This is a genomic window from Methylosinus sp. LW3 (genome assembly GCF_000527115.1).
Classification (GTDB): Bacteria; Pseudomonadota; Alphaproteobacteria; order Rhizobiales; family Beijerinckiaceae; genus Methylosinus.
Genome location: NZ_AZUO01000001.1, coordinates 2563661 through 2578281 on the forward strand (window position 1 = coordinate 2563661; position 14621 = coordinate 2578281).

The following is a 14621-nucleotide window of genomic DNA, read 5'->3' on the forward strand; positions in this document are numbered from 1 at the left end:
AGAATCGGACGGTTCTTCGGCGCGTCACGGCGCGGATTCAGGTGGGCGGTCTGGCCAATCCGCGCCGACTCTTCCCCAGTCGGCTTCCCAGCCCCTTTCCCTTCCGCAGATTCTCGTCTAACACACGGCCGACCGCCGGGCCGGGCCTCTCGCCCCGCTCGATCTCGTCTCTAGGGAGGGCGCGCTGGACCTTGGAAAGGCTGCAGCGCGGCCTTTTTTTGTGCGCGCCGGCGCCGCGACAGACGACAAGACGCGCGCTCTCCCCCATTCTGGGGAGCGTCCCGCGACGAAAGGATGACAGACGGACCGACATGCCGAAGCGAACAGACATCTCGACCATTCTGATCATCGGCGCCGGCCCCATCGTCATCGGCCAGGCCTGCGAATTCGACTATTCCGGCACTCAGGCCTGCAAGGCCCTGCGCGCCGAGGGCTATCGAATCGTCCTCGTCAATTCCAATCCCGCGACGATCATGACCGATCCCGACATGGCGGATCGGACCTATGTCGAGCCAATAACGCCCGAGATCGTCGCCAAGATCATCGAGAAGGAGCGCTACGCCATTCCCGGCGGCTTCGCGCTGCTGCCCACCATGGGCGGCCAGACGGCCTTGAATTGCGCGCTTTCGCTGAAGCGCATGGGCGTGCTGGAGAAATTCGACGTCGAGATGATCGGCGCCAACGCCCAGGCCATAGACAAGGCCGAGGATCGCGAATTGTTCCGCGAGGCCATGACCAAGATCGGCCTCGCCACGCCGCGCTCGCGCCTCGCCAACGCCACCGACGTCAAGACCTCCGACAAGGCCAAGCGCAACGCCGAGATCGCCGAGATCGAGGCCTCCGCCCTCTCCGCCGAGGAGAAGCAGAAGGCGATCGCCGATATTCGCCGCCGCTGGGAGACGGACGAGCCGGAGCGCAAGCGGCGCTACATTTCCAAGGGCCTGACCGAGGCGCTGGAGGCGCTGGAGGATATCGGCCTGCCGGCGATCATCCGCCCGTCATTCACGCTGGCCGGCACGGGCGGCGGCATCGCCTATAACAAGGCCGAGTTCATCGACATCATCGAGCGGGGCTTAGATGCCTCGCCGACCACCGAGGTGCTGATCGAAGAGAGCGTCATCGGCTGGAAAGAGTACGAGATGGAGGTCGTCCGCGACAAAGCGGACAATTGCATCATCGTCTGCTCGATCGAGAATATCGATCCGATGGGCGTGCATACGGGCGATTCGATCACCGTCGCCCCCGCCCTGACGTTGACCGACAAAGAATATCAGATCATGCGCGACGCCTCGCTCGCCGTGCTGCGCGAGATCGGCGTCGAGACCGGCGGCTCCAATGTGCAATTCGCCGTCGATCCCGCCACCGGCCGCATGATCGTCATCGAGATGAATCCGCGCGTGTCGCGCTCCTCGGCGCTGGCGTCGAAGGCGACGGGATTCCCCATCGCCAAGGTGGCCGCCAAGCTCGCCGTCGGCTACACGCTGGACGAGATCGCCAACGACATCACAGGCGGCGCGACGCCCGCCTCCTTCGAGCCGACGATCGATTATGTCGTCACCAAGATTCCGCGCTTCGCCTTCGAGAAATTCCCCGGCGCCGAGCCGATTCTGACGACGGCGATGAAATCCGTCGGCGAGGTCATGGCGATCGGACGCAATTTCGCCGAATCGCTGCAAAAGGCGCTGCGCTCGCTGGAGACCGGCCTCTCCGGCCTCGACGAGATCGAGATCGACGGAATGGGCCGCGGCGACGATATGAACGTCCTGCGCGCCGCGCTCGGCACGCCGACGCCGGATCGGCTGCTCGTCGTCGGCCAGGCGCTGCGGCTCGGCATGGATCCGCAGGAGATTCACGAGGCCTGCAAGATCGATCCCTGGTTCATCGCGCGGATTGAGGAGATCGTCGCGCTGGAGGCCAGAGTGCGCGCCTTCGGCCTGCCAAAGGACGCCGAGAATTTCCGCGCCTTGAAATTCGCCGGCTTCTCCGACGCGCGCCTCGCCACGCTCACCGGCGCCGGCGAGAAGGAGGTGCGCGCGGCGCGGCGGGCGCTCGGCGTGCGGCCGGTCTATAAGCGCATCGACACTTGCGCGGCGGAATTCGCCTCGCCCACCGCCTATATGTATTCGACCTATGAGACGCCTTTCCTCGGCGCGCCGGCCAATGAGGCGCGGCCGTCGAATCGGCGCAAGGTGGTCATTCTCGGCGGCGGGCCGAACCGCATCGGCCAGGGCATAGAGTTCGACTATTGTTGCTGCCACGCCTGCTTCGCGCTCGCCGACGCGGGCTATGAAACCATCATGATCAACTGCAATCCCGAGACTGTGTCGACGGATTACGACACCTCCGATCGTCTCTATTTCGAGCCGCTGACGGCCGAGGACGTGGAGGAGATTTTGGACGTCGAGCGCAGCAATGGGACATTGCACGGCGTCATCGTCCAATATGGCGGCCAAACGCCCTTGAAGCTCGCCCATGCGCTGAGCTCGGCGGGCCTGCCCATTCTCGGCACGCCGGTCGATTCGATCGACCTCGCCGAGGATCGCGACCGTTTCAAGCGGCTGCTCGACAAGCTCGGACTGAAGCAGCCGAAAAACGGCATCGCCTATTCGGTGGAGCAGTCGCGGCTCGTCGCCGGCGAGCTCGGCCTGCCTCTGGTGGTGCGGCCCTCCTATGTGCTGGGCGGACGCGCGATGGCCATCATCCGCGATCAGAACACGCTCGACGATTATCTGCTCGGCACGCTGCCGAGCCTCGTGCCTTCCGATGTGAAGGCGCGCTATCCCAATGACAAGACCGGGCAGATCAACACGGTTCTCGGCAAGAATCCGCTGCTCTTCGACCGCTATCTCACCGACGCCATAGAGGTGGACGTCGACTGTCTCGCCGATGGCGAGGAGGCGGCCATCGCCGGGGTGATGGAGCATATCGAGGAGGCGGGAATTCATTCCGGCGATTCGGCCTGCTCGCTGCCGCCGCGCTCGCTGTCGCCGGAGATGGTCGCCGAGCTCGAGCGGCAGACGATCCAGCTCGCCAAGGCGCTCGGCGTCATCGGGTTGATGAACGTCCAATACGCGCTGAAGGACGGCGAAATCTTCGTGCTCGAGGTCAATCCGCGCGCCTCGCGCACCGTGCCCTTCGTCGCCAAGGTGATCGGCGCGCCCATCGCCAAGATCGCGGCGCGGATCATGGCCGGGGAGAAGCTCTCGGCCTTCACTCTGCCCACCCGCGCGCCGAATCACGTCGGCGTGAAGGAATCGGTCTTCCCCTTCGCGCGGTTTCCCGGCGTCGACACCGTGCTCGGGCCGGAAATGCGCTCGACCGGCGAGGTGATCGGCCTCGACCGCAGCTTCGAGGCGGCCTTCGCCAAAAGCCAGCTCGGCGGCGGCACAAAGGTGCCGCGGCAGGGAACGGTCTTCGTCTCGGTGCGCGACGCCGACAAGCCGCGCGTCATACCGGCGGTCCAGCAGCTGGTGAGCCTCGGCTTCACCGTGGTGGCGACGGGAGGCACGGCGCGCTATCTGCAGGAGCAGGGCGTGCCGGCGCAAAAGCTCAACAAAGTGTCGGAAGGGCGCCCGCATATTGTGGACGCCATCAAGAACGGCTCGGTTCAGCTGGTGTTCAACACGACCGAAGGCGCTCAGGCGCTGGCGGATTCTCGTTCCTTGCGCCAAGCTGCGCTATTGCATAAAGTCCCCTATTATACGACTCTGGCCGGCGCGATCGCAGCAGTCCAGAGCATCAGGGCCTATGTATCGGGAGATCTCGAAGTCCGCGCCCTTCAGGACTATTTCGCGTCGAATGCGTGACCTCGCGCCGCGCGAATATAATTGAAGGCCGCCGCATCCGCGGCTCGTTCATGTCGAGGAAGTCCGACCGTCCGCCGCAGCTTTCGCTGGTCCGGGGGCGCCGGGAATTTTGTTGACCGGGTCAGGACCATCCAGGAGCGAAAGAGCAAGAGACATGGTGGACAAGGTGCCCATGACCGCCGCCGGCTACGCATCTCTCGACGAGGAGCTGCGTCAGCGCCAGCAGATCGAACGTCCGCGCATCATCCAGGCGATCGCCGAGGCGCGCGCCCATGGCGATCTCTCGGAAAACGCTGAATATCATGCCGCGAAAGAGGCCCAATCGCTGAACGAGGGCCGCATCGCCGAGCTCGAGGACAAGCTCTCCCGCGCCGAGGTCATAGACGTATCCAAGCTCACCGGCAATACGGTGAAATTCGGCGCGACGGTCACGGTCGTCGACGAGGACACCGAGGAAGAGAAGGCCTATCAGATCGTCGGCGAGCCCGAAGCCGATGTGAAGAGGGGCCGCGTCTCCATCGCCTCCCCCATCGCCCGCGCGCTGATCGGCAAGAAGGCCGGCGACACGGTCGAGGTGAAGACGCCGGGCGGCGGCAAGAGCTATGAGATTTTGAAGGTCGCTTTCGTCTGAGCGGCATGGGCGGCGAGGCCCCCTCCCCAGCCCTCCCCCGCTGCGCGGGAGAGGGAGCAGACTCGGGGACCCAAGCGGAATCTGAAAAAGCTCGCGTTATCCTTCTCCCACTTGTGGGAGAAGGCAGCCCTCGCGTCAGCGAGGGTCGGATGAGGGCGCCTCCCGCAGTCCAATATTCTGCCGATCGGTTTGGACACTCATCCGACCCGGCCATTAGCCCGGCGCTTGCGACGGGCGTCCTATCGGACACCCTATGGCCGGGCCACCTTCTCCCGCGCGCGGGAGAAGGGAGAGCCCAAACCGCCTGGGTCCTCTCCGACACCCGCGCCGGCCATGAGGTCCAGAGTCTCGGCATAGCGGACGCCCTCGGCCTCTCCCCCCGCCTCATTCGCCTCGCCCCGCGCGGCCTCATCGCCGCGCTCGCGCCCTTCGGCCCGATCGATCCGCGCGAAGCGAAGCTGCTCGCCCCGCCCTATCCCGATCTCGTCATCGCCTGCGGCAGGCGGACGATTCCCTATATGCGCCATGTGAAGCGCGCCTCCGGCGGCGCGGTCTTCACCGTCTATGTGAATCGCCCGGCCAGCGGGCTCGGGACGGCGGATGTCATCGTCGCGCCGCGCCATGACGGGCTCGTGGGAGAAAATGTCATCGCCCCGCTCGCGCCGGCGAATCGGCTGACGCCACAGCGCCTCGCCGAAGCGCGCGCCGCTCTCGACCCGCGCGTCGCGGCGCTGCCTGAGCCGAGAGTGGGGCTGCTGATCGGTGGGGATAGTCGGCATTTTCGGTTTTCGGAGAGGGATGCGGAGAGGCTTCTCGCCGACGTCGGCGCCATGCTGGACCAGGGGTGGAGCGTCGCGGCGACGGTCTCGCGGCGGACGCCGGCGCGGCTCGTCGAGGCTTTGCGCGAGCGGCTCGTGGGCCCTCATCCGACCCCGCTTCGCGGGGCCACCTTCTCCCACGAGTGGGAGAAGGAAGCGCGCGCCTTTCTTTGGGCGGGGGACGGCGAGAATCCCTATCTCTCCATTCTCGCCGGCTCGCAGGCGCTGCTGGTGACGGCCGATAGCGTCAATATGGTCGCCGAGGCGGCCACGACCGGCGCGCAGGTCCATGTCTTCGAGCCGGAGGGCGGCGCCGCCAAGATCGCCGCCTTTCTCGATGCGCTCAAGCAGCGCGGCGCTTTGCGCCGCTGGCGCGGCCGGCTCGAGCATTGGCGCTACGAGCCGCTGAACGAGACGCCGGCCATCGCCGAAGAGATCGCCCGCCGCTACGCCGCCTTCCGTGGGGCGGCCCCCGTATTGCTTCATGGCTCGTGCGCTTCGTAATAGATTCGCGAGTCGCCCGAAGATCACGAGCGGTTGCGGCGCAACGCATAATGGCTAGATTGCGCCCATCCGAACGCGCCGCGCCGTCCGCGCGGAGACATTCGCAAAGAGCCTCTTCATGTCCGCAGACGATAAAGGCCGCCTGCACGCCCGCGTCATCGTGCTGGGGTCCGGCCCCGCCGGCTATACGGCGGCGATCTACACCGCGCGCGCCATGCTCGAGCCCGTGGTCATCGCCGGCTTCGATCAGGGCGGCCAGCTCATGATCACCACAGATGTGGAGAATTACCCCGGCTTCGCCGAGCCGATCCAAGGCCCCTGGCTGATGGATCAGATGCGCGCCCAGGCCGAGCATGTCGGCGCCAAGCTCGTCTCCGACCATATCGTCGAGGCGCGGCTGGACAAGCGGCCCTTCGAGCTATTGGGCGATTCGGGAACGCTCTACACGGCGGACGCGCTCATCATCGCGACCGGCGCCAAGGCCAAATGGCTCGGCCTTCCGAGCGAGGAGGCGTTCAAGGGCTATGGCGTCTCCGCCTGCGCTACTTGCGACGGCTTTTTCTTCCGCGGCAAGAAGGTGCTGGTCGTCGGCGGCGGCAATACGGCGGTGGAGGAGGCGCTCTATCTCTCGCAGATCGCCGCCGAGGTGACGGTGGTGCATCGCCGCGACTCCTTCCGCGCCGAGCGTGTGCTGCAGGAGCGGCTCGCCGCGCGGCCGAATGTCAAAATCCTCTTCGATCACGCGATCGACGAGATCTTGGGCGGCAGCGCCCCGCCTTCGGTCACGCAGACGCGCGTGAAGAACGTCAAAACCGGCGCGACGCAGACGCTGGATGTGGACGGGGTCTTCATCGCCATCGGCCATCAGCCGGCCTCGGAGCTGTTCGTCGGCCAGCTGGAGCTGAAGCCCTCGGGCTATATCGCCGTGCAGCCGGGCACGACCAACACCAATATTCCGGGCGTGTTCGCGGCCGGCGATGTCGCGGACGAGACCTATCGCCAGGCGGTGACGGCCGCCGGCCTCGGCTGCATGGCGGCGCTGGATGTGGAGCGATATCTGCTGGAGACGCCAGCGCATGCGAGCGACGCGCTCGCCTCCGAGGAGCCTTTGTAACAGCAGCCGAGTCCCCACCCGCCCCTTCAGGGGGAGGGTCGCGCCGAAGGCGCGGGGTGGGGTCCCCGCGATAAAGATTCGGGATCACCCCACCCCGGCCTGCTCCGCAGGTCGACCCCTCGAAAGGGAGGGTGAGCAGGACGGCCGGCGATGCGCGACGAGGACAGGCTTCGACGATTTCGCCTCGGAACGGCGCGCCGCCTACGCGAGAACACGACAAGCGCAGAGCAGAGGCTCTGGCGCGAGCTGGATCGCGTGCCGCTGCTGCGCACGCATTTTCGGCGGCAGGCGCCGATCGGGCCTTACGTCGTCGATTTCGTCTGCTTGCGCGAGAGGCTCGTGATCGAAGTCGATGGCCCGTCACATACCGAAACCGCGGCGTCGCAGAGAGACACCGCACGGACGCTCTGGCTCGAACAGCAGGGCTATCGCGTTCTCCGTTTCTGGAACCAGGAAGTGTACGAGAATATCGACGGCGTTCTCGACACGATCCATGCGGCGCTGTACGGCTCTCTCGGCGCGCCGCCGGCCCCACCTTCGAGTGAAGAGCTCTGAGACTTCCGATGGTCATCTCCGAGATATCGCAGAACCCGCGCCCCCACCCTCCCCTTCAGGGGGAGGGTCGCGCCAAAGGCGCGGGGTGGGGTCCGCGCGATAGAGACTCGGGAGCACCCCACCCCGTCCTGCTTCGCAGGCCGACCCTCCCCCTGAAGGGGAGGGTGGAAAAACACCTCGTCTCCGCACGCACGAGAAACAGATAAATCGATGCCCGACCTTCTCCTCGAACTCTTCAGCGAAGAAATTCCCGCCCGCATGCAGCGTCAGGCGGCCGATGATCTGCAGCGGCTGGTCTGCGGCGCGCTCGCAGAAAAGGGGCTGACCTATGAGGGCGCGGCCGCCCATGCGACGCCGCGTCGGCTGGCGCTGCATATCGCCGGCCTGCCCGGCCGCCAGCCGGATACACGCGAGGAGAAGAAGGGGCCGCGCGTCGGCGCGCCCGAGGCCGCCATTCAGGGCTTTCTGAAGAGCGCCGGCCTCGCGTCGATCGACGAGGCCAGAATCGAGAAAGACGCCAAAAAGGGCGAGTTCTATGTCGCCGTCATCGAGCGCGCCGGGCGCGAGACGATCGAGGTGCTGGCGGATCTGCTGCCGGGTATTGTGAAGAGCTTCCCCTGGCCGAAATCCATGCGCTGGGGCAAAGCCTCGACGCGGCTCGATGCGCTGCGCTGGGTGCGGCCGCTGCAATCCATTCTCGCCACTTTCGGGACCGAGATGGAGACGCCGGATGTGGTGCGCTTCTCTGTCGATGGAATCGAGAGCGGCGATGTCTCCCACGGCCATCGCTTTCTGGCGCCGGCCCCCTTCGCAGTGAAGCGCTTCGACGATTACGTTCCCGCGCTGGAGAAGGCGAAGGTCGTGCTCGACGCCGCGCGCCGGCGCGACATCGTGCTGCATGATGCGCGCAATCTCGCTATGGCGCTGGGGCTGGAGCTGGTCGAGGACGCCGCGCTGCTCGAGGAGGTCGCCGGCCTCGTCGAATGGCCGGTCACGCTGATGGGCGCTTTCGACGAGAGCTTTCTCTCCATACCGCCGGAGGTCATTCGCGCGACCATTCGCGTCAATCAGAAATGCTTCGTGCTGAAGCGCCCGGACGGCGGCCTCGCCAATCGCTTCATCCTCGTCTCGAACATAGAGGCGAGCGATGGCGGCGAGACGATCATCGGCGGCAATCAGCGCGTCATCGCCGCGCGCCTGTCGGACGCCAAATTCTTCTATGAGACCGATCTGAAGACGCCGCTCGGCGAGCGTCTGCCCAAGCTCGACAATATCGTCTTCCATGAAAAGCTCGGCACGCAGGGCGAGCGCGTTAAGCGCATAGAGGCGCTGGCGCGCGAGCTGGCGCCCATCGTCGGCGCCGATGCGGACAAGGCCGCGCGGGCGGCGACGCTCGCCAAGGCCGACCTCGTCACCGAAATGGTCGGCGAGTTCCCCGAGCTTCAGGGACTCATGGGCCGCTATTACGCGGCGGCGCAGGGCGAGGACGCGGAGGTCGCCGCGGCGCTGGAGGAGCATTACAAGCCGCAGGGGCCGGCGGACCGTATTCCGACGAGCCCTGTTTCCATCGCCGTGGCGCTCGCCGACAAGCTCGACACGCTCGTCGGCTTTTGGGCGATCGACGAGAAGCCGACGGGCAGCAAAGACCCTTATGCGCTACGCCGCGCGGCGCTGGGCATCATCCGCCTCGCGCTCGAGAATGAGCTGCGGCTGCCGCTGCGCGAAGCCTTCGCCGCCGCGCAATGGCCGGTCTGGCTCGCGGCGCGCACGCCGCTGCGCGAGCTGGTGACGAGCGAGGTCAATCGCGTCGCCTCCGACCTCTCGCCCAATGGCGCAGCGGCCCTCTCGGTCGACGCCGAGGCGCATCTGCGCCGCGACATAGAGAAGCAGCTTCACGCCGTCGGCAGAGAGGCGGGCGCCGAGGCGCCCTCGCCTGCCGCCGAGATTTTCTTGCGCGAGACGCTGCCGCCTCTGCTGACCACCAATGCGGCCGATCTCCTCGCCTTCTTCATCGACCGACTGAAGGTCTACCTTCGCGATCGCGGCGCACGATATGACCTCATCGATGCGGCGCTCGGGGCCTCGGCCTCGGCGCAGTCTCGAGAAGGGAGCGCGCAAATGCCGGACGATCTGCTCACCATCACGCGCAAGGTGGAGGCTCTGGGGAAATTCCTCGACACCGACGACGGCAAGAATCTGCTCGCCGGCTTTCGCCGCGCCGCCAATATTCTCAAGATCGAGGAGAAAAAGGACGGCGCCGGGTCCTATGAGGAGCCGCATCATCCCAATCTGCGCATGGAGCAGCCCGAGCATAAGCTCGCCGCCGCCATCAAGCGCGCGCGGGAGGAGACATCGGAACGGCTCGACAAGGAGAATTTCGAGAGCGCCATGCAGGCGCTGTCAAAGCTACGCGAGCCGGTCGACAACTTCTTCGAGGCGGTGACGGTGAATTGCGACGATCCGAAAGTGCGCCTCAACCGTCTGCGCCTGCTCGCCGAGCTGCGCGAAGCCATGCTGCAAGTGGCGGATTTTTCGAAAGTGGCGTGAGGCGCGCGCCGATCGGGTGAAGGTTTCCTCATCCTGAGGAGCCTGCGCAGCAGGCGTCTCGAAGGACGAGGAAAGCTTCATACGCCGCCATCTGGAGCTCACCCTCGCGCTTCGAGACGGTCGCTGCGCGACCTCCTCAGCATGAGGGCGAGGGTGATTGCCCTTCCCCGACGCGCCTACGCCCCATTCCCCGTGAAAGTCCGCGGCGCGGGCGAGAGCACCTTTGCGGCGCCGCCGGAAATCTCCAGCACGGACAGGCCGCGCTCGTTCATGCCGTCGGCCTTGAAGCGGAACACGCCATCGGCGCCGTTGAAGCCCGATGGATTGACCAGCACATTCTCCGAATAGCGCTGCGAGCCCTGGCTGCGCGACAGAGCGATGGCCAGCGACACGGCGTCATAGGCGAGCGTCGCGATGCGGGCCGGATCGGTGTTGAACTTGGCGCGGTAGCGCTGCGCCAAGCTGTTGAAGCCGGCGTTCTCCGGCGCGACGAACCAGGCGCCTTGCAGCGCCGGAAGCTTCAGCACGCGCGCGTCGTTCCAAAGGCCGGTGCCGAGCACCTGAATGCGCTTGGTGTCGATATGCGCCGTCTGCAATTCCTGCGAGACAGCGGCCATGGCCTCGGCCTGCTCGGGGATGAACAGCGCGTCGATCTGCTCGGCCGCCTGGGCGATGCGCTGCACCGAGGCCTGCACGGCGCCGGGCTTGTAGCGCTCGATCGTCAGCACGCGCATTCCGTGATTGGCGGCGCTCTGCTGGAATTGCGCCAGCGCCACAGTGCCATAGTCGTTCTCGGGCACTAGCGCGGCGACCGATTTCTTGCCGCGCTGCGCGGCGAAATCGACGATGCGCTCGACATAGCCCTCCACCAGGAAGGACAGGAGATAGACGCCCTTGCCGGCGACGGAGGAGTCGGTCGAGAAGGCGATGATCGGCTTGCCCGCGCCGCGGGCGACGCGCGCCGCCTCCTTCACGCCGCTGGCGAAGACGGGGCCGATGACGATCTCCGCGCCCTCGTTTATGGCGTTTTGCGCGGCCTGGGCGGCGCCGGCGGGCGTGGAATGATCGTCCTTGACCAGAATGGTCACGTCATTGGCGCCGCTGTCGGCATAGGCGAGCTTGGCCGCGTTGAGCAGCGAGGCGCCCACCTGGCTCGGCCCGGAGGCCATGGAGAGCGGCACGATCAGCGCGATACGCGTCGCGCCGCTGCCGATCAGCTCGCCCTCATTGAGCTGGCCGACCTCCACCTTGCCGAGCGGCGCCGAGAGCCGCAGATCGGGAGCGCCGGGAACGCCCGGACCCGCCGTGGGATTGCAGGCGCCGAGAAAGGACGCCGCAGCCAAGGCGCAGAAGAGGCGCGCCGACGCCACAGCGCCGCCTCGCCGAAACCTGTTCCGCCTACCCATGACCAATGGAAGCCTCCCGCTCGAACGGCCCGATGAAATCGCCGTCTTATACGCGATTGCGGAAAGCGCACGGCAACCCCTAAATTGAAATAAAATGGAATTTTGCGGGGAAATTGCGGCCTTGAACGCGCTTTCCATGTTCTGTAAAAAGAACACGCGGACGATTCATCGAACATCCGCATCGGTGGAGAGGCGGGCCATGAGCGAAGGAAAAGTGACGACGCCGGCGGCTTATACCGCTTTCGGCTTGCGAGCGGAGGCGGAGAAGATCGCGCCCGGGCTGCATCTCGTCGCGACGCCGATCGGCAATCTGAAGGATATCTCCTTCCGCGCCTTGTCGACGCTGGCGGCGGCCGACGCCGTCGTGGCGGAAGACACGCGCGTCACCAAGACTTTGCTCGCCCATTATGGGATTTCGACGCCGCTCGTCGCCTATCACGAGCACAACGCCCATGTGATGCGGCCGCATCTCATCGCGCGGCTGGAGGCCGGGGCGGCGCTCGCGCTGGTCTCCGACGCCGGCACGCCGCTGGTCTCGGACCCGGGCTTCAAGCTCGTGGCCGAGTCGCTGGAGAAGGGAATCAAGGTCACATCGGTCCCCGGCCCTTCCGCCGTGCTGGCGGCGCTGGTCGTCGCCGGCCTGCCGACCGACCGTTTCTTTTTCGAGGGGTTTCTGCCGCATAAGGGCGGGCCGCGGCGGGCGCGGCTCGCCGAGCTGGCGCGCATTCCCGGCACTCTGGTGTTCTTCGAATCGCCCAAGCGCGTCGCCGAGACGCTGGAGGACGCCGCCGCCGTGCTCGGCCCGCGCGACGCCGCCATCGCCCGCGAGCTGACCAAATTCTACGAATCGGTGCGACGCGGCAGGCTCGACGAGCTCGCCGCCGCGCTGCGCGAGGAGGAGCCGCCGCGCGGCGAGATCGTGGTGCTGGTCGCCCCGCCCGGCGCGGACGCCGAGGCGACCAGCGAGGCCGATCTCGACGCCAAGCTCGAGGAGGCGCTCGCCGCCCATTCGCTGAAGGACGCCGCCAGCGTCGTCTCCGCCTCCACCGGCCGGCCGCGCCGCGAGGTCTATGCGCGGGCGATCAAGCTCGCCGCCGAGCGCGAGAGCGAGACGCGCGAGTGAACGAGACGGAAGAAAGGCGCGCGCGCCATCGCGGCGGGCTGCGCGCCGAGACGATCGCGGCGCTTTTCCTGAGAGCCAAATTCTACGCCATCCTCGACCGCCGCTATCGCATTCGCGGCGGCGAGATCGACATTGTGGCGCGACGTGGGCGGACCATCGCTTTCGTGGAAGTGAAGGCGCGCGCGAGCCTCGAGGAGGCGATGATCTCCATCACCGAGGAGAAGCGCCGGCGCATCTCCCGCGCGGCGTCGAAATGGCTGGCGTCCAATCCCTGGGCCGCGGATCATGTGCTGCGCGGCGATGCGGTCTATATCGCGCCGAAGCGCCTGCCGCTGCATGTGGAGGCGGCGGTGGAATTGGATTTGGGATGACGCAAGAGGCGAAGCGCTGAAACCGCGCCCCTTCTTCCACAAGTGGAAAAAGGTGTCGCGCGAAGCTATCCTCGCGCAGGTAAAACATCAGTCCCTCACCCTGAGGAGCCCGCGATGCGGGCGTCTCGAAGGGTCGCCGCCGCGTGGCTCTGGTTCGTCCTTCGAGGCTTTTTGCGCCGCAAAAAGCGCCTCAGGACGAGGGGGTTGTATTTGCCAGACCGAAGCGATCAGACGGACGCCGTCTCAGCTCGCCAAGCTCTGCGCCAGCTCTTCCGTATGCGCCTGGGTGCGGCGGGCCATATGGTCGATCTCGCGGGCGAGCGTGACGATCGACTCGGCGCCGGCGCCGGTCATGGCCATGGCGCTCGCCACTTGCGAGACATGCTGCGACATGGCCGAGGCGCTGTCGGCGGCCGAGCGCACGCTGCGGGTGATGTCCTTGGTGGCGGCGTCCTGCTCATGCACGGCGGAGGTGATGATCGCCGAAATATGCTCCACCTCGGCGATCTTGTTCTTGATCTTGTCGATCGAGGAGACGGAGAGATTGGTCGCCGCCTGAATCTCGGAAATCTGATCGGCGATCTCCTGCGTCGCCTTGCCGGTCTGGGTGGCGAGGCTCTTGACCTCCTGCGCCACCACGGCGAAGCCGCGGCCCGCCTCGCCGGCGCGCGCCGCCTCGATGGTGGCGTTGAGCGCCAGAAGATTGGTCTGCGCGGCGATGCGCGAGATGAGGCTCACCACATCGCCGACGCGATTGGCGGCGGCCGAGAGGCGCAGCATCTCGGCGCTGGAGCCATTGGTCTCCTGCACGGCCTGCCGCACGACTGTGGTCGATTCCACCGCCTGACGGCTGATCTCGCCGATCGCCTCCAGCAATTGCTCCGAGGCGGTGGCGACCGAGGCGACGTCGGCGGCCGCCTGCAGCGAGGCGGTGCGGGCGAAATCCGTATCCTCGCGGGCGCGACGTTCCTGCACGATCATTTCCTCCGATGCGCCGGCCATTTTCTTCGTCAGCTCGCCGAGCGCCGCGGTCGTCGCCGAAAGTTCGTGGGAATAATGCTCGACCTGATCGCGAATCACCGCCTCGCGGCGCAGCCGCTCCTCGCGATCGTCGCGGGCGCGGATCTCGGCCGCCATCTCATTATTGGCGCGCACTGCGTCGCGCAGCACGATCAAGGCCTTGGAGATCGCGCCGATCTCGTCGCCGCGCTCGGCGCCTTGCACCACAATGGTGGTGTCCCCGGCGGCGAGATCGGCCATTTGGCGGGCGATGGTCTTGATCGGCGAGGCGATGGTGCGGTGAATCGTGGGGATGGAGACGCCCACCACCAGAAAAGCGGCCGCCAGAGTGCCGAGCAGCAGCTCGAGCGACAGCGTCGCCGCCGCCTGATTGGCCGCAACCGCCAGCTGCGACGCCCGCGCCGCATTGGCCGGATCGGCCGCAGCCCCGGTCAAATCGCGGACATTGGCGACCGATACATAGGCGGTCGCGCCCATGAGCAGCAGCAGAGCCAGAAAAAGGAACTGCCTGAGGGCGAGGCCGGCGCCGATCGAGGTGAACCACATTGGGGGATGTATCCAGTTTGTTCCGGTCTTGACAGTTGTCCGTAGTTTTAGACCGATCTCCTTCAAGCGGAGTTAACGTCTATGTGGTCGGGCTGCCCGAAATAGAGGAAGCGCTTTCGCCCCGGGACGAAAAGCGTTACTTCCTCGGGTCCGGCCCGAGAGGCCGGCGCGGTGCGCCAC

10 protein-coding genes are annotated in these 14621 nt (G+C 66.4%); 8 read left to right on the forward strand and 2 right to left on the reverse strand.

Annotation, left to right across the window (positions count from 1 at the left end; all coding sequences use genetic code 11):
• Positions 1 to 311 precede the first annotated feature (311 nt).
• The 6 genes from carB (at position 312) to glyS (ending at position 9975) form a co-directional block, all read left to right on the forward strand.
• Positions 312 to 3806, forward strand: coding sequence for a carbamoyl-phosphate synthase large subunit (carB, locus tag METLW3_RS0112960; RefSeq protein ID WP_024880326.1), 3495 nt, complete (start codon positions 312 to 314; stop codon positions 3804 to 3806).
• 157 nt (positions 3807 to 3963) lie between these two features.
• Complete coding sequence (gene greA / locus METLW3_RS0112965) at positions 3964 to 4437, forward strand: transcription elongation factor GreA (protein WP_024880327.1); 474 nt, start codon at positions 3964 to 3966, stop codon at positions 4435 to 4437.
• A gap of 149 nt (positions 4438 to 4586) precedes the next feature.
• Entirely contained in the window at positions 4587 to 5759 is a 1173-nt protein-coding gene (locus METLW3_RS25550) for a mitochondrial fission ELM1 family protein (protein ID WP_036308905.1), read from the forward strand.
• A gap of 118 nt (positions 5760 to 5877) precedes the next feature.
• Positions 5878 to 6873 (forward strand): thioredoxin-disulfide reductase, encoded by a 996-nt coding sequence (trxB, locus tag METLW3_RS0112975; protein WP_024880328.1) that lies wholly within the window; start codon positions 5878 to 5880, stop codon positions 6871 to 6873.
• A gap of 150 nt (positions 6874 to 7023) precedes the next feature.
• Complete coding sequence (locus tag METLW3_RS0112980; protein ID WP_024880329.1) at positions 7024 to 7428, forward strand: endonuclease domain-containing protein; 405 nt, start codon at positions 7024 to 7026, stop codon at positions 7426 to 7428.
• Positions 7429 to 7638: 210 nt separating this feature from the next.
• Positions 7639 to 9975, forward strand: a complete 2337-nt coding sequence (glyS, locus tag METLW3_RS0112985) for a glycine--tRNA ligase subunit beta (RefSeq protein WP_024880330.1) — start codon at positions 7639 to 7641, stop codon at positions 9973 to 9975.
• Between the two features lie 176 nt (positions 9976 to 10151).
• On the opposite strand, the gene METLW3_RS0112990 is transcribed toward glyS, so the two are convergent.
• Positions 10152 to 11318, reverse strand: coding sequence for a penicillin-binding protein activator (locus tag METLW3_RS0112990; protein WP_036291627.1), 1167 nt, complete (start codon positions 11316 to 11318; stop codon positions 10152 to 10154).
• Between the two features lie 262 nt (positions 11319 to 11580).
• On the opposite strand from METLW3_RS0112990, the gene rsmI reads away from it, so the two are divergent.
• Together rsmI and METLW3_RS0113000 are read left to right on the forward strand one after the other, a co-directional pair.
• Complete coding sequence (gene rsmI / locus METLW3_RS0112995) at positions 11581 to 12504, forward strand: 16S rRNA (cytidine(1402)-2'-O)-methyltransferase (protein WP_024880332.1); 924 nt, start codon at positions 11581 to 11583, stop codon at positions 12502 to 12504.
• On the forward strand, positions 12501 to 12875 hold the full coding sequence (locus METLW3_RS0113000; protein WP_024880333.1) for a YraN family protein: 375 nt from the start codon (positions 12501 to 12503) through the stop codon (positions 12873 to 12875). The genes rsmI and METLW3_RS0113000 overlap by 4 nt, the downstream gene beginning before the upstream one ends.
• Positions 12876 to 13118: 243 nt before the next feature.
• Here METLW3_RS0113000 and METLW3_RS0113005 read toward each other — a convergent pair whose 3' ends face one another.
• The gene (locus METLW3_RS0113005; protein WP_024880334.1) at positions 13119 to 14441 is read right to left on the reverse strand and encodes a HAMP domain-containing methyl-accepting chemotaxis protein; all 1323 of its coding nucleotides are present in this window, start codon (positions 14439 to 14441) and stop codon (positions 13119 to 13121) included.
• Positions 14442 to 14621: the final 180 nt, after the last annotated feature.